General features: G+C 61.8%; 25 protein-coding genes, 2 tRNA genes and 1 pseudogene. 18 read left to right on the top strand and 10 right to left on the bottom strand.

Annotated features, from left to right (window positions below):
• Window positions 1-94: 94 nt before the first annotated feature.
• Window positions 95-1,198, bottom strand: coding sequence for an amino acid ABC transporter substrate-binding protein (locus tag ACKUUH_RS12720; RefSeq protein ID WP_407950291.1), 1,104 nt, complete (start codon window positions 1,196-1,198; stop codon window positions 95-97).
• Between the two features lie 169 nt (window positions 1,199-1,367).
• On the opposite strand from ACKUUH_RS12720, the gene metC reads away from it, so the two are divergent.
• Together metC and ACKUUH_RS12710 are read left to right on the top strand one after the other, a co-directional pair.
• The gene (metC, locus tag ACKUUH_RS12715) at window positions 1,368-2,534 is read left to right on the top strand and encodes a cystathionine beta-lyase (RefSeq protein ID WP_407950290.1); all 1,167 of its coding nucleotides are present in this window, start codon (window positions 1,368-1,370) and stop codon (window positions 2,532-2,534) included.
• 17 nt (window positions 2,535-2,551) lie between these two features.
• Complete coding sequence (locus tag ACKUUH_RS12710; protein WP_407950289.1) at window positions 2,552-2,776, top strand: acetyl-CoA carboxylase biotin carboxyl carrier protein subunit; 225 nt, start codon at window positions 2,552-2,554, stop codon at window positions 2,774-2,776.
• Here ACKUUH_RS12710 and ACKUUH_RS12705 read toward each other — a convergent pair.
• The 4 genes from ACKUUH_RS12705 to ACKUUH_RS12690 form a co-directional block, all read right to left on the bottom strand.
• Complete coding sequence (locus tag ACKUUH_RS12705; RefSeq protein ID WP_407950288.1) at window positions 2,773-4,098, bottom strand: D-arabinono-1,4-lactone oxidase; 1,326 nt, start codon at window positions 4,096-4,098, stop codon at window positions 2,773-2,775. The two genes, ACKUUH_RS12710 and ACKUUH_RS12705, sit on opposite strands and share 4 nt — an antisense overlap.
• 117 nt (window positions 4,099-4,215) lie before the next feature.
• Entirely contained in the window at window positions 4,216-4,980 is a 765-nt protein-coding gene (locus ACKUUH_RS12700) for a tetratricopeptide repeat protein (RefSeq protein ID WP_407950287.1), read from the bottom strand.
• Between the two features lie 148 nt (window positions 4,981-5,128).
• Window positions 5,129-5,458: a BON domain-containing protein gene (locus ACKUUH_RS12695; RefSeq protein WP_407950286.1), complete on the bottom strand. Its 330-nt coding sequence runs from the start codon at window positions 5,456-5,458 to the stop codon at window positions 5,129-5,131.
• Between the two features lie 104 nt (window positions 5,459-5,562).
• Window positions 5,563-5,769: a hypothetical protein gene (locus ACKUUH_RS12690; RefSeq protein WP_407950293.1), complete on the bottom strand. Its 207-nt coding sequence runs from the start codon at window positions 5,767-5,769 to the stop codon at window positions 5,563-5,565.
• On the opposite strand from ACKUUH_RS12690, the gene ACKUUH_RS12685 reads away from it, so the two are divergent.
• On the top strand, window positions 5,732-6,553 hold the full coding sequence (locus tag ACKUUH_RS12685) for a Ku protein (RefSeq protein WP_407950292.1): 822 nt from the start codon (window positions 5,732-5,734) through the stop codon (window positions 6,551-6,553). The genes ACKUUH_RS12690 and ACKUUH_RS12685 overlap by 38 nt on opposite strands.
• Window positions 6,554-6,556: 3 nt before the next feature.
• Entirely contained in the window at window positions 6,557-9,073 is a 2,517-nt protein-coding gene (gene ligD, locus ACKUUH_RS12680) for a DNA ligase D (protein WP_407950285.1), read from the top strand.
• 9 nt (window positions 9,074-9,082) lie between these two features.
• Here ligD and ACKUUH_RS12675 read toward each other — a convergent pair.
• Window positions 9,083-9,159, bottom strand: a tRNA-Arg gene (locus tag ACKUUH_RS12675).
• 11 nt (window positions 9,160-9,170) lie between these two features.
• Window positions 9,171-9,479 carry an ETC complex I subunit gene (locus ACKUUH_RS12670; RefSeq protein ID WP_407950284.1) on the bottom strand — a complete coding sequence of 103 codons (309 nt, stop codon included), beginning with the start codon at window positions 9,477-9,479 and terminating at the stop codon, window positions 9,171-9,173.
• 166 nt (window positions 9,480-9,645) lie between these two features.
• Between ACKUUH_RS12670 and ACKUUH_RS12665 the strand changes: the two genes are divergently transcribed.
• Window positions 9,646-9,867, top strand: coding sequence for a hypothetical protein (locus ACKUUH_RS12665; protein WP_407950283.1), 222 nt, complete (start codon window positions 9,646-9,648; stop codon window positions 9,865-9,867).
• 85 nt (window positions 9,868-9,952) lie between these two features.
• Here ACKUUH_RS12665 and ACKUUH_RS12660 read toward each other — a convergent pair.
• The 3 genes from ACKUUH_RS12660 to ACKUUH_RS12650 form a co-directional block, all read right to left on the bottom strand.
• Window positions 9,953-10,029, bottom strand: a tRNA-Pro gene (locus ACKUUH_RS12660).
• A gap of 62 nt (window positions 10,030-10,091) precedes the next feature.
• A complete protein-coding gene (locus ACKUUH_RS12655) occupies window positions 10,092-10,523 on the bottom strand; it encodes a PaaI family thioesterase (protein ID WP_407950282.1) in 432 nt (143 codons plus the stop codon).
• Between the two features lie 90 nt (window positions 10,524-10,613).
• On the bottom strand, window positions 10,614-11,186 hold the full coding sequence (locus ACKUUH_RS12650; RefSeq protein ID WP_407950281.1) for a cold-shock protein: 573 nt from the start codon (window positions 11,184-11,186) through the stop codon (window positions 10,614-10,616).
• Between the two features lie 338 nt (window positions 11,187-11,524).
• Here ACKUUH_RS12650 and ACKUUH_RS12645 point away from each other — a divergent pair, with 338 nt between their 5' ends.
• The 13 genes and pseudogenes from ACKUUH_RS12645 to ACKUUH_RS12585 all read left to right on the top strand — a co-directional run bounded on the left by ACKUUH_RS12645 (window position 11,525) and on the right by ACKUUH_RS12585 (window position 22,868).
• Window positions 11,525-11,998: a Na+/H+ antiporter subunit E gene (locus tag ACKUUH_RS12645; protein WP_407950280.1), complete on the top strand. Its 474-nt coding sequence runs from the start codon at window positions 11,525-11,527 to the stop codon at window positions 11,996-11,998.
• Window position 11,999: 1 nt separating this feature from the next.
• A complete protein-coding gene (locus ACKUUH_RS12640; protein ID WP_407950279.1) occupies window positions 12,000-12,287 on the top strand; it encodes a monovalent cation/H+ antiporter complex subunit F in 288 nt (95 codons plus the stop codon).
• On the top strand, window positions 12,287-12,661 hold the full coding sequence (gene mnhG / locus ACKUUH_RS12635; RefSeq protein WP_407950278.1) for a monovalent cation/H(+) antiporter subunit G: 375 nt from the start codon (window positions 12,287-12,289) through the stop codon (window positions 12,659-12,661). Before ACKUUH_RS12640 ends, mnhG begins: the two co-directional genes overlap by 1 nt.
• A complete protein-coding gene (locus ACKUUH_RS12630; protein ID WP_407950277.1) occupies window positions 12,658-13,227 on the top strand; it encodes a DUF4040 domain-containing protein in 570 nt (189 codons plus the stop codon). Before mnhG ends, ACKUUH_RS12630 begins: the two co-directional genes overlap by 4 nt.
• Window positions 13,228-13,233: 6 nt before the next feature.
• Window positions 13,234-13,671 carry a Na(+)/H(+) antiporter subunit B gene (locus ACKUUH_RS12625; RefSeq protein WP_407950276.1) on the top strand — a complete coding sequence of 146 codons (438 nt, stop codon included), beginning with the start codon at window positions 13,234-13,236 and terminating at the stop codon, window positions 13,669-13,671.
• Window positions 13,671-14,087 (top strand): cation:proton antiporter subunit C, encoded by a 417-nt coding sequence (locus ACKUUH_RS12620; RefSeq protein WP_407950275.1) that lies wholly within the window; start codon window positions 13,671-13,673, stop codon window positions 14,085-14,087. The genes ACKUUH_RS12625 and ACKUUH_RS12620 overlap by 1 nt, the downstream gene beginning before the upstream one ends.
• Window positions 14,087-15,595: a monovalent cation/H+ antiporter subunit D family protein gene (locus ACKUUH_RS12615; protein ID WP_407950274.1), complete on the top strand. Its 1,509-nt coding sequence runs from the start codon at window positions 14,087-14,089 to the stop codon at window positions 15,593-15,595. Before ACKUUH_RS12620 ends, ACKUUH_RS12615 begins: the two co-directional genes overlap by 1 nt.
• Window positions 15,596-15,601: 6 nt before the next feature.
• On the top strand, window positions 15,602-17,107 hold the full coding sequence (locus ACKUUH_RS12610; RefSeq protein ID WP_407950273.1) for a monovalent cation/H+ antiporter subunit D family protein: 1,506 nt from the start codon (window positions 15,602-15,604) through the stop codon (window positions 17,105-17,107).
• Window positions 17,104-17,463 (top strand): hypothetical protein, encoded by a 360-nt coding sequence (locus ACKUUH_RS12605; protein WP_407950272.1) that lies wholly within the window; start codon window positions 17,104-17,106, stop codon window positions 17,461-17,463. The genes ACKUUH_RS12610 and ACKUUH_RS12605 overlap by 4 nt, the downstream gene beginning before the upstream one ends.
• Window positions 17,456-19,150 (top strand): Na(+)/H(+) antiporter subunit D, encoded by a 1,695-nt coding sequence (locus tag ACKUUH_RS12600; protein WP_407950271.1) that lies wholly within the window; start codon window positions 17,456-17,458, stop codon window positions 19,148-19,150. Before ACKUUH_RS12605 ends, ACKUUH_RS12600 begins: the two co-directional genes overlap by 8 nt.
• A 57-nt stretch (window positions 19,151-19,207) precedes the next feature.
• Window positions 19,208-19,645: pseudogene (locus ACKUUH_RS12595) on the top strand (SRPBCC family protein); the annotation flags it as partial.
• Window positions 19,646-19,968: 323 nt separating this feature from the next.
• Window positions 19,969-20,433 carry a (2Fe-2S)-binding protein gene (locus tag ACKUUH_RS12590; RefSeq protein ID WP_407950270.1) on the top strand — a complete coding sequence of 155 codons (465 nt, stop codon included), beginning with the start codon at window positions 19,969-19,971 and terminating at the stop codon, window positions 20,431-20,433.
• A gap of 53 nt (window positions 20,434-20,486) precedes the next feature.
• Window positions 20,487-22,868, top strand: a complete 2,382-nt coding sequence (locus tag ACKUUH_RS12585) for a xanthine dehydrogenase family protein molybdopterin-binding subunit (protein WP_407950269.1) — start codon at window positions 20,487-20,489, stop codon at window positions 22,866-22,868.
• Window positions 22,869-22,874 lie beyond the last annotated feature (6 nt).

The raw sequence follows: 22,874 nt of genomic DNA, 5'->3' as shown, positions 1-22,874 counted from the left end.
CTGATAGACGAAGGAGCGGACGCGCGGATTGTTCCAGCCGAGCGGCGTCACCGCGCTTCCACCTCTTTTATGCCCCTGCCCCCGGCTCATGCGTCTACCGGACCGGCGGCGCATATTGCACGCCACCATCCGACCACAATGCGTTGAGGCCGCGCTTGATGCCGAGCGGCGTTTCCGTGCCGACATTGCGCTCGAACATCTGCCCGTAATTGCCCACGGCGCGGATCACGTGAACCGCCCAGTCCGCCCTGAGGCCGACCGCCTCTCCATATGCGCCTTCACGCCCGAGGAGCCGCCTCACGCGCGGATTGCCGCTTTCGAGCATCTCGTCGACATTGTCGGAGGTGATGCCAAGCTCCTCAGCATTGAGCAAGGCGTTGAGTGTCCAGCGCGCAATATCTTCCCACTGAGGATCGCCCTGCCGAACGGCCGGGCCGAGCGGCTCCTTGGAGATCACATCGTCGAGCACCATGTTGGCGTCGGCGTCTGTCAGCTTCAGCCTCTGCGCATAAAGGCCGGACGCATCGGTCGTATAGGCATCGCAACGTCCCCGGTCGTAGGCAACGAGCGCTTCCTCGTTCTTTTCGAACGAGAGAACCTTGTAGCTGAGGCCGCGGCTGCGAAAATAGTCGGCGAGGTTGAGCTCGGTCGTCGTGCCCGTCTCGGTGCAGATCGTTCCGCCTGCAAGGCCCCTGGCGCTCTTGATGCCTGCCGCCTTGCGAACCATGAAGGACTGGCCGTCGTAATAGGTCACGCCGATGAAATCGAAACCGAGCTGCGTGTCGCGCGACATCGTCCATGTCGTGTTACGCGAGAGAATGTCGATTTCGCCAGACTGAAGCGCGGTGAAGCGGTCTTTCGCGGAGAGCGGACGGAAGCGCACCTTTTCCGGATCACCGAAGATCGCCGCTGCAAGCGCGCGGCAGAAATCGACGTCGATGCCGGACCAGTTGCCGCGTTCGTCTGGGCTGGAGAAGCCGGGCAACCCCTGGCTGACGCCGCACTGGACAAAGCCACGATTGCGGACCCGCCTCAGCGTCTCGCCGGCGGAGGCACGTTCGGCGCCATCGCCCGCCCCGGCAGACGAAACCTGCGCCGTCCCGCCGCCAAGGGTGAGCGGATCGTAGGGCAGGAAAAAATAAAGTCCGCCGACGCCGATCAGGATACCGACGATCAGGGCGACCAGAGGATTCTTCATTCTTCTCCTTTCGGGAGCCGATGCCTGCCTGTTTGCGATTCGATGAGACTACCCGCCACACCCTTTGGAGCAAACCCCCGGGACCGCACGGCGCCCTCCTTTTGCCTCGCCCCCGGTTTTACCCTTAAATGCGCAGAACGCGACCCAGATATCGAGCACGGCGGAACGAATGGCGAAGAAAAAGCAGGATACGGTGATCGTAACGGCAGGCCGCGACCCGGAGGCGAATTTCGGCATCGTCAACCCGCCGGTTTATCATGCCTCGACTGTGCTTTATCCGACGATCGAGGCGGTGAAGGCCCGCGCACAGCCCGTCACCTACGGCCGCCGGGGCACGCCGACGACTTTTGCGCTGCAGGATGCGATTGCCGAACTCGAAGGTGGTTACAAGACCGCCCTTACCTCCTCCGGCCTCTCGGCCGTGACGACCGCGCTGCTCGCTTTCCTGAAGACCGGCGACCACCTGCTGATGGTCGACAGCGTCTATCAGCCCTCGCGCCACTTCTGCGACACAGTGCTCGTTCGCTACGGCGTGAACGTCGAATACTACGATCCGCTCATCGGCGGCGGCATCGAGCGCCTGATCCGTCCCGAGACGAAAGTTATCTTCGCGGAGTCGCCCGGCTCCGTGACTTTCGAGGTGCAGGACATTCCGGCCATTGCCGAGGCTGCGCATCGCTCGGGCATCACGGTCATGCTGGACAACACCTGGGCCTCGCCCCTCTACTTCAAATCTTTCGAACACGGCGTCGATGTTTCGATACAGGCCGTCACCAAGTATCTGTGCGGCCACTCGGACGTGATGATGGGCTCGATCACGACCACCGAAGCCGCGTGGAAGAATTTGCTCGATACGCATGGCGCCATCGGCCAATGCGTCGCGCCTGACGACGTCTATCTGGTGCTGCGCGGCATCCGGACCCTCTCCACGCGCCTCGAACGGCACATGAAATCCGGCATCGCGCTTGCGCAATGGCTTGCGAAACGGCCGGAGGTGAAGCGCGTGCTGCACCCCGCACTTCCGGACGATCCGGGACATAAAATCTGGGAACGGGATTTCACCGGCGCTTGCGGGCTTTTTTCGGTAGAGCTCGAACCTTACTCGGAGAAGGCTCTGGCCGCATTTCTCGACGGCCTTGAACTTTTCGGCATGGGCTATTCCTGGGGCGGCTTCGAAAGCCTTGTCATTCCGCAATATCCAAAGAAGATGAGAACGGCGACGGAGTGGAACGCGGAAGGCCAGATCCTGCGTTTTCATGTCGGACTTGAGGATATCGGCGATCTTGTCGCCGATCTCGAAGCCGGCTTTGCGCGACTGCAGGCAGCCGAGAGCTGAAGACGAAGGAGAAGGCTGTGCCCCGGAAAGAAGTGAAAAGCGAAATCACCGGCAAGGTCTGGAAGATCGAAACGAAACCGGGAGACCGGCTTGAGGAAGACGATCCAATCCTGATCCTCGAATCCATGAAGATGGAAATCCCCGTTTCGGCGCCTGCGGATTGCAGCCTCGTGGAAATCCTCGTCGCAGAGGAAGACGCCGTTTCGGAAGGACAGGTTGTCGCGATCGTCGACCTCGACTAGCTCACCCCGAATATCCGCTTCAGATGGGCATTGAGGAACTTGCCTGTGGGATCGAGACGCTGCCGCACATTCTGGAAGTCGCCCCATCGCGGATAGAGCGTTTCGAAGTCGGCGGCGCCAAGCGTGTGAAGCTTTCCCCAGTGTGGACGCCCTTCATAGCGGCGGAAGATGTCTTCCACGCCCGCGAAGAGCTCCTTGTAGGGCTGCTTGTGATACTGGTGCACGGAGATCGTGACGCTGTCGCGATTGTAGAAGGGGCTGAGCCAGGCATCGTCCGCCGCGACATAACGAAACTCCAGCGGGAACAGAAAATTGATCCCGCACTTGCGCATATGCTCGCCGACTTCGCGGATACATTCCGGCCCTTTCTCGGCCGGCACCGCATATTCCATCTCGTTGAAGCGCACATTGCGATCGCTCGGGAACGCGTCGTGCGACCAGCGCACCTTGCTCTTCTCCCGATCCTCGTCCTCCGCCGCGCCACCGGAATAACGCGAACCGCTCGCCGAGGTAAGGAACTTCTGAAGCGGCGCGCGCAGGAACGGCAGATAGCGCGATGCCTCGCAGGCCCACACCATCGTCTTGTCGCTTTGCGCCATTTCACCGTCGGGACGGCGGCGCCTTGGCCGCGGCTCCTTGTCCGTCTCCTTCAGGAATTTCACCAGCGCCTGATCCGCGAAAGGAAACCAGAAGAATTCGAAATGCCGCTCGCTGTCGCGAAGTTCAGGCGCGCGCGCAAGCGCCTCTTCGATTGGCATACGCCCGCCCGTTTCTTCCAGCGCGTAGACCCGGCGGCACTTCATGGTAATCTCGGTCATCACGCCCAGGCTCCCGAAGCTCACCCGCCCGGCGTCGAACACGTCCGCGTTTTCATTTCGGTTGCAGGTGAGAATTTCGCCACTCGCCGTTGCCAGACGAAAGCCTTCCACTGCCGCGGAGACCGAGCCGAGTGCGCCGCCGGTTCCATGCGTGCCGGTGCCGACAGCGCCCGCTAGTGCCTGACGGTCGATGTCTCCCTGATTGACGAGAGCAAGTCCCCGCTCGAAAAGCTCAGGCCCCAGATCGCGGATCGTCGTTCCCGCCTTGACGCGCGCGGTCTGCGTGGTCTCGTCGTGGTCCACGACCCCGCGCAGCGCCCACATTGTCATGATGGTGCCGTCGGTCTCGACAAGCGGTGTGAAGGAATGTCCTCGCCCGGCAACGCGAACCGGAGCCGCGGCCGTCTTCAGGACCTCGGCAACTTCCTCCTCCGTCGAGGGCGCCGCCAGTTCCTTCGGCCAGGCTTTCACCCAACCCGACCAGTTCGACCAGACGTCCGTCATGCTGCCTCCGCTCGTTGATCCCGTGGATGATAGCGAATGAGGAGACATCATGTGCGGGAAAACAAAAACCCCGGCGCGACGGCCGGGGTTTTCTGCATCCGCACCATGCTTCGCGGATTATTCCACGCTGATCTCGTCAGTCACCGCCTTCGCCGTCACGCTCACTTCAGCGGCGCTCTCTTCACGGGTCAGTGGCTTGAAGGCACGCGCCATCTTGGTTGCCTCCTTGATTTCGCCCGGCTTCATCGTCGCCGAGAGATTCTCGAGAGACTCGGTCGCAAACTTCGGGAACCCGCCCTCGATCGCGAGTTGATAGTACATATAGGCCTTCACCTTATCGGCCTCGACGCCCGCTCCTTCTTCGTACATGACGCCGATATTGTATTGCGCGCTCGGATGTCCCTGCCGGGCCGATGCTTCGTACCATTTGGCCGCCTTGGCGAGATCCTGGGGAACGCCCCATCCCTTGTCGAATAGCGTGCCGAGATCGGCTTGCGCGCGCGCATCGCCCCACTCCGCACCGATCACGTAGTACTTGATGGCCTCTTCCATGTTCCGTTCGACGACGGCGGCATCGAAATAGGCTTCGGCGAGCTGGAACGCTGCGCCGGCATCCTGCTTCTCCTCCACGGCCCGCTTCCATTCGGCCATCGCCTCCGGATAGAAACCGCGCTGGTAGAGATCCTCTCCGGACGCCTCGTTCGGCGCCCCTTCGATGGCCGGATCGGGCTTGCTGGGATCGGCAAGCCCCTCGGCTCCGGAAGCGCCCACACTTATCGAGAAGACGAGGCCGGCCAGAACGACGAGCCACGCGATGACACCCGGCCGCAGCCGCGCATTCCCGCTCCGGACGGCGACCGCCCGCTTTGCGTTGTAGTCCATAGCTTTCCTCCCTCCGCGCTCCCGGGCGATCTTCGGCCCGTTGGCGCATTCTCATTCTTGTCGATGATCCGGGAGCCGTCGGCCTGCCTCAAGTTACAGCTTGGTCAGATTCCCGCCCAATCAACAATATGGAAAAATAAGGCGGCATCTAGGCAGTGCGGAGGTTGTTCTGACAATCGGACACACCCGGCGTGTTGCAGGCAATATCCTCCACGAGGACCCGCTCCTCCTCGGTCTTCACGACGCCCTCCACCGTCACCTCGCCGCAGGAGACCCGAACGTCGATTTCGCTGACATCCACCCCTTCCACGGCCGCGAGCTTCCGGTCGATCTCCTCGGCAATCGTCCCATCGTCACGTTCTTGCCCTTCGAAGAAGGCGCCCGGGAATGTATGGCGGTGAGCTGCGTCATAGGTGGGATGCGAAATCCCATAACCCGGTCGCTCCTTGTCGGGGTTGTAGCGATCATCTTTGCCCATTTGCGCCTCCTTGAGGGAGGGTGTCGACTTCCGTGAGATAGCGCGGGCCGCCTCCTTTCCAACCCGGAACCGCAGCAACCTTCCCCGCGTTCCCTTTGTTCAGTTCACGACCGAACGAGCACCTCCCCGATGGCAAAACGCAGCACGGCCCGAAAAGGCGCATCAAAAAAGACGGCTCCGAAGAAGACCTCGCGGAAATCCTCCGCGAGTGCGCTTTCCTCTGCCCGAGCAGCATGGAGCGGCAATTTGAGGCTGGCGCTCGTCTCCATTCCCGTGAAGATTTTTCCCGCGACGAAAAGCGGCGCGCGCATCCAGTTCCACCAAGTGCACGAACCATCGGGAAAACGCGTTCGATACCAAAAGGTGGTCCCGGGCATCGGTCCCATCGATACCGATGAAATCGTGAAAGGCTTCGAGTTGCAGAAGGGACAGTATGTCCTCATCGATCCCGACGAAATTGAGAGCCTGAAGCTCGAAACGAAAAAGACGCTCGATCTCGTACAATTCGTCAAACAGGGCGAGATCGACCCGCTGTGGTTTGACAGACCCTACTACGTCGTCGCCGATGATGAACTTGCCGAGGAGGGATACCGCGTGCTTCGCGATGCATTGCGCGAGAGCAGCAAGGTCGGCATCGGTCAGTTCGTGATGCGGGGCCGCGAACATATTGCGACGCTGAAGCCGTGTGGCGACGGGCTCCTTCTGGAAACGCTGCGCTTTGCCGACGAGGTCCGCAGCGCTTCACCTTACTTCACCCAGATCAACGACGGAGAACCGGACGAAGAATTGCTTTCGCTTGCCGCGGAACTCATCGAGCGCAAGTCTGCGCCTTTCGATCCCAAGGAATTCAAGGATCGCTACACAGAGGAAGTGCGCAACCTCATCGATGCGAAGGCGAAGCGCCGGAAACCTGTCGAGGTCGAAGAGGCGGACGCTTCGGGTGGTGCGCAGGTCATCGACCTGGTCGAAGCGCTGAAACGCTCGGTCCGGGGCGACAAGAAAACATCCGGCAACACGTCCGCAGAAAGCAAGCGTTCCACGCAGGAGCGCTCGTCACCCAGTCGCCGCAGCTCTCCCAAACGCAAGGCTGGTTGACCCATGGCACATCGGAAATCGAAATCGAGCCTCGACACCTATCATGCGAAGCGGCGCTTCGACGAGACGCCCGAGCCGAAAGGCCGGATGGTTCGCCGCAAGGGCAATGGCTATGCGATCCAGATGCACGATGCGCGGCGGCTCCACTACGATCTCCGGCTTGAGCTGGACGGCGTTCTGAAAAGTTGGGCCATTACGAAGGGACCCAGCCTCGATCCTTCCGACAAGCGCCTCGCCGTGAGGACTGAAGATCATCCCATCGACTACATCGCATTCGAAGGCATCATTCCCGAGGGCCATTATGGCGCTGGCACCGTTCTTCTCTGGGATCGCGGCGAATGGGAGCCGATCGGCGATCCTCACAAGGGGCTGGAGAAGGGAAAGCTCGAGTTTGATCTGCACGGAGAGCGGCTGAAGGGCAGATGGGCTCTCGTACGTTTCAAGGGAAAACGCGGCCCGAAGCGCGAGAACTGGCTGCTTATCAAGGAACGGGACGAGGAAGCGAGCGAAGACGAAGATCCGGTAGACGAATATGAAACGAGCGTCGTCACTGGAAAAGATGCTGAGGAAGTCGCCCGGCATCCCCGGCGGCAATGGCAGTCCGGCAAGAAAGACGACGGCAAGACGGTGCGCACGACGCGCGGCAAATCCTCCGCGAAGCGCCCGCGATTCATGAAGCCCGCGCTCGCCACGCTTGTCGATAGCCTCCCCGCCGGTAGCGACTGGCTCTTCGAGATGAAGTTCGATGGCTACCGCGCTCTCGCGGCGGCAAGCGGGGACGATGTGCGCATCTATACGCGCGGCGGTCTCGACTGGACGGACCGTTTTGCCCCTATTCCCGATGCGATCGCGGCACTCGATCTGGACGGCGTTCTGCTCGATGGAGAGATGGTCGTCGTGGACAACGCCGGCCGGTCGGACTTCAGCGCGCTGCAAGCCGCGCTCAAGGGAAAGGGAGGCGCCCTTTCCTACTTCGCCTTCGATCTCCTCACCGCGAAAGGCCGGGACCTGCGCAAGGCACCCCTGAGCGAACGAAAGGCGAAGCTGAAAGAGCTCCTTGGCCCGGCCGGAAAAAAAGGCCCTATCTTCTATACCGACCATATAGAGAGCGACGGCGGCAGAATGTTCGACGCGCTCTGTGACCGCGGATTTGAAGGCGTTATTGCAAAGCGTGCGAGCCACCCTTACCGCTCCGGGCGCGGTAAATCATGGCTCAAGATCAAATGCCACCGCGAGCAGGAATTCGTGATCGCCGGCTGGTCGCCATCGGAACGGAAACGGCCTTTCTCCTCGCTTCTCCTTGCGGTGCGGGAAGGCGGGGAGCTTCGCTATGCCGGCCGTGTCGGCACCGGCTTCTCGGACGACGAACTCGACCGCCTTTCACAAAAGTTCAAGGCCCTCGCCCGCAAGACGCCACCCGTGAAGGGCGAAGTACCCGCCGCCATACGGCGCAAAGCCCAATGGCTGAAACCGGAACTGGTCGCTCAGGTCGCTTTCGCCGAGTTTACGAGAGATGGCTCTGTCCGCCATGCGCGCTATCTTGGGCTGCGGGAGGACAAGAAAGCGGAGACGGTTGTCCGCGAGAAAGCCACACCCATCGAAGAGGTGGAAGACATGCCCGCAGAAACGGAATCCGGCGAAGTTCATGGTGTCCGTATTTCCCACCCCGGCCGCATTCTTTTCCCCGAACAGGGCATCACGAAGATCGAGCTCGCCCGCTACCTGGAAACAGCCGCCGATTGGATGCTGCCCTATCTTGAGAACCGGCTCGTCAGTCTCGTCCGTTGTCCGGAGGGACGCCAGAAGCAATGCTTTTTCCAGCGTCACGCGGGCGCGGGCCTTGGCGAGGGATTCCACGAACTCGACGTGAAAGGCACGAAGGAACGGGAGAAATATCTCTACATAACCGGCACGAAGGGGCTCGTGTCGGCCGCGCAAATGGGCGTTCTCGAGTTTCACATCTGGGGGTCGCGTATCGACGATATCGAGCGCCCGGATCGCCTGGTCTTCGATCTCGATCCCGGTCCGGACGTCCCGTTCACGGAAGTGAAAAACGCGGCAGGCGAGATACGGGATGTCCTCGACGCGCTCGGCCTCCGGAGTTTCCCGATGCTGACGGGCGGCAAAGGCATCCACGTCGTCGCACCGCTCGTCCGGCGCCACGAGTGGCCTGTCGTGAAAGCTTTCGCGGCCGCCGTCGCGAAGCGCATGGCCGATGAGATGCCGGAGCGCTACGTGGCGAAAATGACCAAGTCCATCCGCAAGGGCCGCATCTTCATCGACTATTTCCGGAACGATCGCGCCTCGACGGCCATCGCGCCTTACTCGCCGCGCGCTCGCGCGGGTGCACCGGTCGCCTGGCCGTTGTCGTGGAACGACCTCGGCAGAACGAAGGCTGCAAATGAAATGACGGTGAAGAATGCCTTCGCAAAGGAGCGCCCGGACCCTTGGGAAGAGTACCGCAAGCTCCGCCAGACCCTGAAGGCTTCGGCCTTGCGCGCGCTCGACGTGGAGAGTTGACGCCTGTGATGGCGATCCCGGCAGGACTCGAACCTGCAACCGACAGATTAGAAATCTGTTGCTCTATCCGGTTGAGCTACGGGACCGGGAACCGGCCTCAATGCGTCCAGAGGCTCTGGCGGCCGAATTTGAAATTGTCGGCATAGGCCTTGATCGAGCGGCGCTGCATTCTGGGTTCGGAAAGCTGGTACTCGATACCGTGCTTCACGGCATAGGCAACCGCCTCTTCCTTCGTGTCGAAGCGAAGCGTTACCTGCGCATTGGTGTCGCCCGAACTGGTCCAGCCCATCAGGGGCTCGACCTTGCGCGCGCTGCCCGGCTCGAAATCCAGGACCCATTTCCGGGTCTTGGCCCGTCCTGATTGCATGGCTGTCTTGGCGGGTCTGTAGATGCGTGCGCGTGCCAAATCGGATCCCTTGAAACTCTGGCCCCGCCTGCCGGGGACCGTCGCGAAACATTATTCTTATCGCCCCAAAAGCGACGAATTTGCAAGCGATAATAAGGTCATCGCCTCGGTACGGCGACTTCGGCAAATGAGTACCGCAGCACTTCTGCGACGAAGGAGTACCCCTATGAGCATTCCGTCCCGCTACCTCGACCGCGACACCGCCATCTCCCTGCTTGCTGCGCGGGGGTTCAATCATCTCGACATCGAATGCGTTCTCGATCTGACCGGGCCGGTGCACCGCCAGGGGGCTCCCGTCTGGCCGGCCTCGGCAGTCGAGCGCCTCGCCGCGCGGGCCTGGTGGCTCCACAAGGATGAAATCGGCCTCGCCATGGCGCAGGCGGCCTGAATCCGGCGCCCCGGAGAGCGTGTCCCTTCAGGCGATCCCGTCCGGGGTCGCCTGTTTTGTTTTCGGATTCGATCTCGGAGTGGAATGGTCGGGGCGGGGTGATTCGAACACCCGACCCTCTGCTCCCAAAGCAGATGCGCTACCAGGCTGCGCTACGCCCCGACATGCCTTGCAAATACACCCGTTGAAGCGCCCGCCGCAACTCCGCAGCGTAAATCGAACGATCAGTCGCCGGCTTTGTGCCGGGCCATCAGCTTGAAGACGCCGCTCGCCTTCAGAACAACCCGGCCGCCGACATAGAGGTCCGCCTCGCAGAAGGCGACCGATTTCGTCGCCCGCGTCACCCGAGCCGTACCCTCGAGCCACTCGCCCGGCCGGGCGGAGGACAGGAAGTCCGAATTCATCCGGACGGTCAGCGCGACGGTTTGCGTCTCCCGCCAGACGGCGGTCCCGAGCAGCCCGTCGGCGAAGGCCATGAGCATTCCGCCATGCGTGATGCCTCGCGAATTGCAGTGGCGCTTCTTCACGCGCACGCCATGCACGAAACCATCCGGCGTCACCTTGTGATAGAAGGGCCCGTTATGGGTCGTGTAAGGCCCTCGGCTCGTCGAAAGGACGAAGCCGTCCGGCGGGTTATCGTCTTCTGTTTCGCTCATTCGGCCGAATTCAATGGGGTGTTGCACATGCAGCCGCCAGACGGCGGACGCCGTCCTGATAGCATGCACTGCCGATGGGATGAAACGCGATCAGTTGCCCGGAGGCGTGTCCAGCATCATTTCGGCGACCATGAGTCCCTTGGGGCCTTCGCCGAAACGCACCTGCACCTGTTCACCCGGCACAAGGTCGCGGACCCCGAATCGCCGCAGCGTTTCCATGTGAACGAAAATGTCCGGCGTTCCCTCGCCACGGGTGACAAACCCATAGCCGCGCGCCCGGTTGAACCATTTGACCGTTACCGTTTCGAAGTCGCCGATCGGGACGACCTGCGCCACACCGGAACGGCCGGCCGCGCGCGCGCCTTCCGCCGTCGGCTTGACGGCAGTGGTGTCGTCGATCTCGAGAACCTTGATGGCCTGATTTCCCTTGGGGCGGCGCACCGCCTCGCAAGTCACGGTGGTGCCTTCGTCGAGCCCGTCCCGTCCCGCCTGCTTCAGGCACGACAAGTGAACCAGAACATCGTCCCGCCCGTCATCGGGAATGATGAAACCGTAGCCCTTGACCGCATCAAACCATTTGACGACGCCCGTGACCTCGAAAGACACGTCGACGGAATCCGCCACACTTTCCAAACGCTCTTCCATCCCCACCACGATCGTCATCCGGACAGTCAACGAAAGGTTTGGCCTCAATATTGGCCGCACCGGAATTTCTTGATGGCCCGTGGTTCCTCCCCCAAGGCCCCCTCTTTATTATGACAACTATAACAGCGTTGGTTAAACATTGAAAGCGTGCAGGGCCGCCGGAAATTGGCGCAGAAACTCCGGTCTTTCTTGCCCTGCCCGCGGGCGCATTGCATATTGGCACCAATCAACAGGGGTTCCGGCGCTTCGGGCGATTGGAGGTTCTCGTCAGCCGCGCGCTTGTGCGGTCCCGGCATCATCTCCGGGCAACCGGCGCCCCGCCATGGCCATTCGTGCCACTTGCCAGCAGGGAGATCATGACAAAGGCCGTCGGGTTATTGATCGCATTGTTTGCGCTCTGGCTGGCTCTGTCCGGCTATTTCAAGCCGTTTCTGCTGACGCTCGGCGTCCTCTCCTGCCTTTTCACCGTCTTCCTGGCGGCGCGCATGAAGCTTCTCGACGACGAAGCCGTACCGCTGCAGCTTCGCCTGTCCCTGCTCCTTTACTGGGGTTGGCTCGGGCGCGAAATCTTCAAGTCCGCCGTCGCCGTTTCAAGGGTCATCCTTGCCCGGGAAATGCCGATCAGCCAGCAACTGGTTGCCATTCCATGCACGCAGAAGACCGAGATGGGGCATGTCATCTTCGCCAACTCGATAACGCTCACGCCAGGCACAGTGACCGTGGAGGCGGGCGGCGGGCGCTTTCTTGTTCATGCCCTGACCGAAGACTTCGCCGCACCCGAGGGATTCGCGGAGATGGACAAGCGCGTAACCGCCGTCGAGGTTCGCTGAAATGACCATACTTCTTGCGGCCACCGCGGCGATTTTCGTTGCCATCCTGCTCGTCTTGATCCGGCTTTTTGCGGGGCCGACGCTTTACGATCGCGTACTTGCAGTCAACACTTTCGGCACGGTGACCGTGCTGCTGCTGAGCATCCTTGGGTTCATTACCGGCAGGCCCGACTTCCTCGATATTGCGATGCTTTACGCGCTCATCAACTTCGTGAGCACGATCGCCATCCTGAAATTCTTCCGCTATCGCGCACTCGGCCGCGCGACCCTAGACGTGGAGGACCGCTGATGGACATTCCCGGCATTGACCTTTTGCGCGACATCGCAAGCGGGATCGCCTTCACCATCGGCGCCGTCTTTTTGCTGATCGGTACATTCGGCATGCTCCGCCTGCCCGACGTCTGGTCCCGACTGCACGCCGCGGGCATTGTGGACACGGTGGGCGCCGAACTCATGCTTGTCGGCATGATGATCCAGGCCGGTTTCACGCAAGCGACGGTGAAGCTTCTTCTGATCAGCCTCTTCCTCTTCGTGACCAGCCCGACCGCCACCCACGCGGTCGCAAACGCGGCTTTCATTGCCGGCATCAGACCCGTGCGCCTGCGCCGCAACGAAGCCGCCGAAGTCATCGGCGAAACGGCAAACAAGGCAGCGAAATCATGAGTGCTGATCTTCTCGGTATCGCCACCATCGACATTCTGCTTTTCACCTTCCTGGTGGTAACGGCAATTGCCATCATGCACCTGCGGAACCTTTTCGCGGTGGTGATGCTCGCAGGTGTCTTCAGCCTGCTCTCGGCCGGCCTCTTCGTGACGCTCGACGCCGTCGACGTGGCATTCACCGAAGCGGCGGTGGGCGCAGGCATATCGACCGTGCTGATGCTCGGCACCCTCGCACTCACGGTGCGCGAGGAGAAGAAGCCGGCACATTCGGTTTTCCTGCCGGTCCTGGTCTGTCTCGTGGCAGGTGCCGCTCTCATCTACGGCACGCTCGACATGCCGGCCTTCGGATCCGCGGACGCACCGATCCACCTGCATGTCGCGCCCGCCTATATCGAACGCACACCGATCGACACCGGCGTTCCCAACATCGTGACGGCGGTGCTCGCAAGCTATCGCGGATACGACACGCTCGGCGAGACGGCGGTCATTTTCACGGCAGCCATCGCCGTATTGCTCCTTCTGGGTGCAGGTATCCGGCAATCCGGCAAAGACGGCGGCAAGGAGTAATCGCCTGTGAAACATCACTCCATTCTTCGCGTCGTCTCGAAACTTCTCATTCCGCCGATCATCCTCTATGCGCTCTATGTGCAGTGGCATGGCGACTACGGACCCGGCGGCGGTTTTCAGGCCGGCGTCGTTTTCGCGGTGGCTTTCATCCTCTATGCCCTCGTGTATGGCGTGGATGAGATGATGCGCATTCTTCCGCCGCGTCTGTTGCATGCACTTGCAGGGGTCGGCGTCCTGATCTATGCGGGCACCGGCGTCGTGACGATGCTGCTCGGCGAAAATTTCCTGGGCTACAACGTGCTCTCGCACGATCCGAAGCACGGGCAGGAATGGGGCATCATCGTCGTCGAAATCGGCGTCGGCCTGACCGTTGCGTCCGTGATGATGTCCATCTTCATTGCCTTCGCCTGCCACAATCCGCCTATCAAGGACGAGGAATGGTGATGCCTGAAATCGTCCTCGACCTCGATTTCGTTCTCGGCCACTACAATTACTGGATGTTCGTCATCCTGATGATGACGGGCCTCTACGTGACGGTGAGCCGCGGAAACCTCATCAAGAAGATTGTCGGCCTGAACCTGTTCCAGACCTCGGTCTTCATGCTTTATATCTCGATGGGCAAGATCATCGGCGGCACGGCGCCCATTCTCACGGGCGACCCGGACACCGTCTATTCGAACCCGCTGCCTCACGTCCTCATCCTCACGGCCATCGTTGTCGGCATCGCCACGACGGCGCTCGCGCTCGCACTTGTCATACGCATTCGCGAGACCTACGGCACGGTCGAGGAAGACGACATTCTGAAGATGGAGCTTGAGATGGACTTCGGCGTGCGCAAGCCGGATGGAGGCAGCCGCTGATGCTCGACATCATCAAGGCAAATCTGCCCGCGCTGCAGGTGGTGGTGCCGCTCGTCGCGGCCCCCGTCTGCGCGATGCTCGGCCGAGGCAACCGGGCCTGGGCATTCGCCACGCTTGTATCGTTCCTGACCTTCGCGATCTCCGTTTCGCTCTTCGCCACTGCCTATGGCGGCTCGCCGGTCTCCTACGAAATGGGCAGCTGGGCGCCGCCGATCGGCATCGAGTATCGCATCGACGTCCTGAACGCTTTCGTGCTGATGATCGTGTCGGGCATCGCCGCGCTCGTAATGCCCTATGCCCGCCGCAGCGTCGCTTCGGAAATTCCGGCAGAACGTCAGGCCTTCTTCTACACGGCCTTTCTTCTCTGTCTCACGGGCCTGCTTGGCGTGACGATCACCGGAGACGCATTCAACGTCTTCGTCTTCCTCGAAATTTCGTCGCTGTCGACTTACGCGCTGGTAGCGTCTGGCGCGTGGCGCAACAAGCGCGCCCTGACGGCGGCCTACAATTACCTGATCATGGGTACGGTCGGCGCCACCTTCTTCGTCATCGGCATCGGCATGCTCTACATGATAACGGGCACGCTCAACATGGCGGACCTCGCCGCGCGGATTGCCGAGCATGGCGATAGCCGGACGCTGCGCATGGGCTTCGTCTTCATCTTCGTCGGCGTTGGTCTGAAACTGGCCATGTTCCCGCTGCACCTCTGGCTGCCCAATGCCTACAGCTACGCTCCGTCTGCCGTCACGTCCTTCATCGCGGCTACAGCAACGAAGGTGGCAGTCTACGTTCTTCTCCGCTTCATGTTCACCGTCTTCGGCTTCGACTATGCCTTCCAGGCGTCGACGCTCGAAAACGTGCTTCTTCCCGTCGCCATAGTTGCGATGTTCGCGGCATCGCTCGTCGCCATCTTCCAGGACGACCTCAAGCGCATGCTTGCCTATTCCAGCATCGCACAGATCGGCTACATGCTTCTCGGCCTCGCCTTCCTGACGCATACGGGGCTCGTCGCAACCATCGTGCATCTCTTCAATCACGCCGTAACGAAGGGTGCTCTTTTCATGGTCGCCGGCTGCTTCGTTCTGTCTGCCGGCACGAGTTCGATATCGAGCCTTCGCGGCATCGGGCGGGACATGCCATGGACGACCGCCGCCTTCGTTGCCGGCGGCCTCAGCCTGATTGGTCTTCCGCTCACGGTCGGCTTCATCAGCAAATGGTATCTGGTGCAGGCATCGCTCGAACTCGGCTGGTGGCCCGTGGCGCTCCTCATCATGGGCTCCTCGCTCCTCGCGGTCATCTATGTCTGGCGCGTCGTCGAGGCGGCCTATCTTCAGCCCGCACCCGAGGGCGTTGCACGTCGGGAGGCGCCGCTCTCGATGCTTGTACCGGCGTGGATACTGGTTGGTTTTTCGATCTGGTTCGGCATCGATGCGTCGCTCACGACGACCGCAGCCAGCCGCGCCGCCGATACGCTTATCGGTTCATCTCAAATTCTCTGGCAGGAGTAAGTCGCAATGACCGATGCGAACGCCCTCCTCCTCGCTCTTGCGATCCCGACCGTTACCATGTTCCTGATCGCGGCTTCCGGCAGCCGCCCGAACATCCGCGACGGCATAAGCGTGACGGCTTCCATTGCCACCTTCGCCGTCGTCCTGCGCCTCCTCGAATCCGTCATGGCCGGCGCGCGCCCGTCGGTGACCCTGGTCGAGGTAATGCCCGGCCTCGTGATCAACTTCTCGATCGAGCCGCTCGGCATGCTCTTCGCCACGGTCGCTTCGGGGTTGTGGATCGTGACCGCGATCTACTCGATCGGCTATATGCGCGGCGCACACGAGAAGAAACAGACGCGCTTCTATATCTGTTTTGCACTGGCCATCGCCGCCGCACTCGCCATCGCTTTTTCCGGAAATCTCTTCACGCTCTTCATCTTCTATGAAGTGCTGACGCTCTCGACCTATCCTCTCGTCGCGCACAAGGAAACGCCGGAGGCCCGCGCAGGCGCGCGCGTCTATCTAGGCATCCTGATGACGACGTCGATCCTGTTTCTGCTGGTTGCCGTCATCTGGACATGGAACCTCACCGGCACGATGGAGTTCCGCGCGGGCGGTATTCTCGAGGGGAACATCGACCCGGTCTACGTTCCGTTCCTGCTGGCGCTCTTCGCCTTTGGCATCGGCAAGGCGGCGCTCATGCCTTTCCATCGCTGGCTGCCGGCCGCGATGGTCGCGCCGACACCCGTCAGCGCGCTGCTTCATGCGGTTGCCGTGGTGAAGGCCGGCGTTTTCACCATGCTCAAGGTCGGCACCTATATTTTCGGCGTCGGCTTCCTCGGCAGGACCGGCGCCTCCGAATGGCTCGTCTGGCTCGCGGCCGCAACCATCCTGATCGCTTCCATCGTCGCCCTCACCAAGGACGACCTGAAGGCACGGCTCGCCTATTCGACGGTCAGCCAGCTTTCCTACATCACCCTCGGCATGGCTCTCGCAAACCAGATGGGCATCATTGGCGGTTCGATGCACATCGTCATGCACGCCATGGGCAAGATCACGCTCTTCATGTGCGCGGGCGCGATCTACGTCGCCGCGCACAAAACGAAAGTGAGCGAGCTCGACGGCCTCGGCCGCAAGATGCCCCTCACCTTCATCGCCTTTACCATCGCCTCGCTCAGCATCATCGGCCTGCCACCCTTTGGCGGCGCGTGGAGCAAGTGGTATCTCCTGCTCTCCGCGGCGGATGCCGGACAACTTGTCATCATCGGTGTGCTGATGCTGAGTTCGCTGCTCAACGTCGCCTATCTTCTCTCCATTCCGGCGCGCGCCTTCTTCGCGCCGCCGAGAGGACAGATGGCGCATTCGCTTGGCGCCGCGGCTTCGCCCTCGAAAGGGTGGGAGGAAGCGCCCCTCTTCTGCCTCGTGCCGATCTGCCTCACCGCATTGGGCTGCATCGTGCTCTTCTTTGCCATCGGCGGCATTTACGAATACCTGCTCAGCATCCCGATTTTGCCGGAGACCGCTCCATGACCGATCACCCGAACGGCAAGACCGAGGGCATGCCGCCGCTTGCGCGCCTCCTCTCGGGCATCGACAAACAGCGAAATGTCACGCGTTTGTTCTATCTGCTGCTCGCCGTCTGCATCGCGCTTGGCCTCGCCGATTTCTTCTATCACAAGCACGGTTATTTCGCGGTCGAGGAGATTCCGGCGATCTATGGTCTCTTCGGCTTCGTCACCTATGCGGCTGTCATCTTTCTCGCCAAAGGCCTTCGCCTCATCATCAGGCGTCCGGAGGACTACTACGAGCCCTTTGCCATAGACACGGAAGACGAGCGCGCTGCCGGAAGCGACCCGGAAGCGACGGGAGGCAAACCGCATGCCTGAGATCGGAACTCCCGCTCTTGTCTACATGGTTGCGGCACTGATCGTACCATTCGTGCGTCCGGCGACGCTTCGTCAGATACTATTGCTTGCGGTTCCGGTGCTGGGGCTGCTCACATTCTGGCAATTGCCCTACGGGACCTATGGCACCTTCAACCTGATGAACATGCACATCGGCCTCATGCGGCTCGACGCGCTATCTTATGTCTTCGGGCTGATCTTCTCTCTCGCCGCTTTCCTCGCCCTGCTTTACGCCTGGCATGTGCGCGACACCGTTCAACAGGTCGCAACGCTGCTCTATGCGGGCGCCGGGCTCGGCGCTGTCTTTGCGGCGGACCTTGTCACGCTCTTCGTCTTCTGGGAAGGCACGGCCATTGCCTCGGTCTTCCTGATATGGGCGCGCAGGACAGAGGGCGCCTATGCAACAGGCATGCGCTATCTCATCGTGCAGGTCGGCTCGGGTGTGATCCTGCTCGCAGGCATCGTCCTGTTCTATCGGGAAACCGGCTCGATCTCCTTTTCAAGGATGGACCTCGAAAGTCCGGCCACATGGGCCATCTTCCTGGCCTTCGGCATCAAATGCGCTTTCCCTCTCCTTCACAACTGGCTGCAGGATGCCTATCCGGCAGCCACTATAACCGGGACAGTGACGCTTTCAGCTTTCACAACCAAGCTTGCGGTCTATGCGCTCGCACGTGGTTTTCCCGGCACCGAGCTTCTCATCTATATCGGCGCCACGATGACGCTCTTTCCCGTCTTCTTCGCTGCCGTCGAAAACAACTTGCGCCGCGTGCTTGCCTATAGCCTGAACAACCAGCTTGGCTTCATGGTCGTTGGCGTCGGCATCGGCACGCCGCTCGCGCTCAACGGCACGGTCGCGCATGCGTTCTGCCACATCCTCTACAAGGCCCTGCTTTTCATGAGCGTGGGCGCCGTGATGTACCGCACCGGAACCAGCAAGGCGTCCGAACTCGGCGGTCTCTACAAGTCCATGCCGCTCACGATGATCTTCTGCGTCGTCGGCGCCATGTCGATCTCCGCCTTTCCGCTCTTTTCGGGTTTCATTTCAAAAAGCCTGATCCTCTCGGCGAGCGCCGATACGGGGCATTTCTTCGTCTGGCTCGCGCTTGTCGTCGCCTCGGTCGGCGTGCTCGAACATTCGGGCATCAAAATTCCATACTTCACTTTTTTCGCGCATGACGCAGGCCATCGCGTGAAGGAAGCGCCGTTCCACATGCTGCTTGCCATGGGCATCACAGCCGCCCTCTGCATCGGCCTCGGTGTCTTCCCGTCGCTTCTCTACGGCATCCTGCCCTACGCGGTGGACTACACGCCCTACACGGTCACGCACGTCGTCACCCAGCTCCAGTTGCTGCTCTTCGCCGGCCTCGCCTTTGCCGTACTCATTCGCACGGGGCTCTACCCGGCGGAAATCCGTTCAGTGAACCTCGACTTCGACTGGACCTATCGCCGCTTGCTGCCGGCGGCCCTCTCCGGTGTCGCCTATCTCGTCCAGGGCACATGGCGGTTCGCCTCGCGTATCGTCATGGGACGCGTGGACAGTCTGATCGCAGGCGTCTACCGGGCGCATGGACCGCAAGGCCCGCTCGCGCGCACATGGCCAACGGGCTCCATGGTGCTGTGGATCGCGGTGCTTCTGGGTATGACGCTGGTGCTTGCCTACATATAATGTTCGGATGAAGCGCCACCGCGCGCGCCGGAAGCCAAACCAGGAAGGAGACGCCCCATGGAAATGTCAGGCGAATACAGGATTCCGGCCCCGCGCGAGGAAGTCTGGGCGGCGCTCAACGATCCTGACGTTCTGCAGAGGTCGATCCCCGGCGCCGAATCCGTCACCAAGGTCGCCGACGACGAGTTCGAAGCTGTCGCCAAGGCGAAGGTCGGTCCGGTGAGCGCCCGCTTCAAGGGCAAGGTAAAGCTCACCGACATCGACCCGCCAAACGGCTACACGATTTCCGGCGAGGGCAATGGCGGCGCGGCTGGCTTCGCGAAGGGCTCAGCGAAAGTCTCTCTCACCGAGGCCGACGGAGGCACGCTCCTCTCCTACACCGTCAGCGCACAGGTCGGCGGCAAGCTCGCCCAGATCGGCCAGCGCTTCATCGACTCCACGGCTTCGCGCATGTCGCAGGAATTTTTCGACAATTTCTCGCAGCTCGCAGGCGGTAGCCGCGTCGAACCGGCTACATCCGGGACGCCCGAACTCATCGACGAAATGGAGCACGGCATCCCCACCAAGTCGCCGGATTACGATGCCATTTCGCCAACCGGCGTGCCGCTCGTGCCGGATGAGGAGGCTGGCATGAGTTTCTCGCCCTGGCTCTGGGCGCCCCTGCTGATAATTGCCCTCATTTTGCTGGTTTGGTTCATCGGGATTTGAGGGGCCGACCTGCTTGCGCTTGACGGCGGCAGGCCGACAGTCGAGACTCTTGAAAACGCAGCGGAAGCCTAATTCCGCCAGAGACCCAGCCAATTCAGGGAGGTAGTCGCATGCCCGTTGTGTCCATGACGGTCAACGGCAAGCCCGCAAGCGCCGATGTCGAGGCGCGCACGCTGCTTGTCCAGTTCATCCGCGAACAGCTCGGGCTTACCGGCACGCATGTGGGCTGCGACACCAGCCAGTGCGGCGCCTGCGTCGTGCATGTGGACGGCCGCGCCGTGAAATCCTGCACCATGCTCGCCGCGCAGGCGGAAGGCGCGGAAATCGTCACCATCGAAGGCCTGGCGAAGAACGGCGAGCTGCACCCCGTGCAGGCCGCCTTCCGGGAGCATCACGGGCTTCAGTGCGGTTTCTGCACGCCGGGCATGATCATGACCGCGGTGGACATGATCCGCCGCAAGCCGGATATCGACGAAGAGACGGTGCGTGACGAACTCGAAGGCAATATCTGCCGCTGCACCGGCTACCACAACATCGTGAAGGCGATCCTCGCCGCATCTCGGGAGATGCGCTGACGGCGGGAACGGGAGGTTTCGCGGCCGAAAAAATCACATGAGGAGGAAATCCAATGTCGGACGCAGCATCTGGAGAAGGCATAGGCCAGCCGGTTCGCCGCAAGGAAGACTTCCGCTTCATCACGGGTAACGGCCACTATACCGACGACATCAGCCGCCCGCGTCAGACCTGGGCTTATTTTCTTCGTTCGCCGCATGCCCACGCCCGCATCAAGTCGATAGATACCTCGGCGGCAGAGGCCGCGCCCGGTGTCGTCGCCATATTCACCGGCCGTCATGTTGCCGATGACGGGCTGGGCGGCCTCATCTGCGGCTGGACCGTCACCTCGAAGGACGGCACGCCGATGAAGGTCGGCCGGCACCCGATCCTCGCCCTCGATACCGTCCGCTATGTCGGCGATCACGTTGCCATGGTCGTTGCAGAAACGCTTGCCGATGCCCGCGCCGCGGCGGAGCTGATCGACGTCGACTACGAAGCGCTTCCCGCCGCCGTTTCTCTCTCCGCGTGCCAGAGCGCCGGCGCGCCCCAGGTTCATCCCGAAGCGCCGCGCAACACCTGCTTCGAATGGGAACTCGGCAATAAGGCAGAAACCGACGCAGCCTTTGCGAAAGCCGGTCGTGTCGTGAAGCTCGACCTCAAGAACAACCGGCTGATCCCGAATGCCATGGAGCCTCGCGCCGCCCTCGGCGAGTTCGACAAGGGCACGGGCATCTACACGCTCCACACAACGAGCCAGAACCCGCATGTGGCGCGCCTCGTTCTCTCCGCTTTCGTCGGCGTCGCGCCGGAACACAAGCTTCGCGTCATCGCGCCCGATGTCGGCGGCGGCTTCGGCTCCAAGATATTCATCTACGCCGAAGAGACAGCCTGCGTCTGGGCCGCCGCAAAAGTCGGCCGCCCGATCAAATGGACAGCCGACCGCTCGGAAGCCTTCCTGTCCGATGCTCACGGCCGCGATCATTTGAGCCACGCCGAACTCGCGCTTGACAAGGACGGCAAGTTCCTCGCCCTGCGCGTGAAGACCGTCGCCAACCTCGGCGCCTATCTCTCGACATTCTCCGCCTCCGTGCCGACCTACCTCTATGGCACGCTGCTCTCCGGCCAATACGACATTCCCGCGATCCATGTTGAGGTCGATGGCGTCTACACGCATACGGCGCCCGTCGATGCCTATCGCGGTGCGGGCCGGCCCGAAGCGACCTATCTCGTCGAGCGCATCGTCGAGACGGCGGCGCGCGAAACCGGCATCGATCCCGCCGAACTCCGTCGCCGCAACTACATCCGCACCTTCCCCCACCAGACGCCCGTCATCATGAACTATGACACGGGCGACTACGAAGCATCGCTCACCGCCGCCATGGAGGCGAGCGACTACAAGGGCTTCCCCGCCCGCAAGGCGGAAGCGGCAAAGCGTGGCAAGCTGCGCGGCATCGGCTTCTCCTCCTACATCGAGGCCTGCGGCATCGCCCCGTCCGCCGCCGTCGGTTCGCTCGGTGCCGGTGTCGGCCTCTGGGAGAGCGCAGAAGTCCGCGTGAACCCGACCGGCAATGTCGAAGTCCTTACCGGCTCGCACAGCCACGGCCAGGGCCACGAGACGACCTTCGCCCAGCTCGTCGCCTCCCGCCTCGGCGTTCCCCTCACCAATGTCGAAATCGTCCATGGCGACACGGACAAGGTGCAGTTCGGCATGGGCACCTACGGCTCGCGCTCCGGCGCCGTCGGCATGAGCGCCATCGTGAAGGCACTCGACAAGATCGAGGCAAAGGCGAAAAAGATCGCCGCACACCTGATGGAAGCCGCCGTTGAAGACATCGTCTTCGAGAACGGAACCTTCGCCGTGCAGGGCACGGACAAGTCGCTCGCCTGGGCGGAACTTTCGCTCGCCGCCTACACGGCGCATGGATTTCCCTCGGGCGAGATCGAGCCCGGCCTCAAGGAAGGCGCCTTCTACGACCCGGTGAACTTCACCTTCCCCGCCGGTTGCCACATCTGCGAAGTCGAGATCGATCCCGATACCGGCATCGTGAAGATCGCGAAGTTCGTCGCCGTCGACGATTTCGGCACCGTCATCAACCCGATGATCGTCGAAGGCCAGGTCCACGGTGGCATCGCGCAGGGCATCGGGCAGGCGCTGCTGGAGCACGGCATTTACGATGTGGACTCCGGCCAGCTCATCACCGGCTCCTACATGGACTACTGCATGCCGCGCGCAGACGACCTGCCGAGCTTCGACCTCGGCTTCACGACCACCGTCTGCCCGTCCAACCCGCTCGGCATGAAAGGCTGCGGCGAGGCCGGCGCCATCGCTTCGCCTCCCGCCATCATCAATGCCGTAACGGATGCCCTCGGCATCCGCGACATCGAAATGCCCGCAACGCCCGCGCGCGTCTGGGCGGCGCTCCAGTCCGCCACCCCGCGCGCAGCCGCCGAATAGGAGATC

Source organism: Parvibaculum sp. (assembly GCF_045863935.1).
Taxonomy (GTDB): domain Bacteria; phylum Pseudomonadota; class Alphaproteobacteria; order Parvibaculales; family Parvibaculaceae; genus Parvibaculum.
The sequence above is the reverse complement of the archived record's forward strand: the minus strand, read 5'-3'. Positions and strand labels throughout refer to the sequence as shown.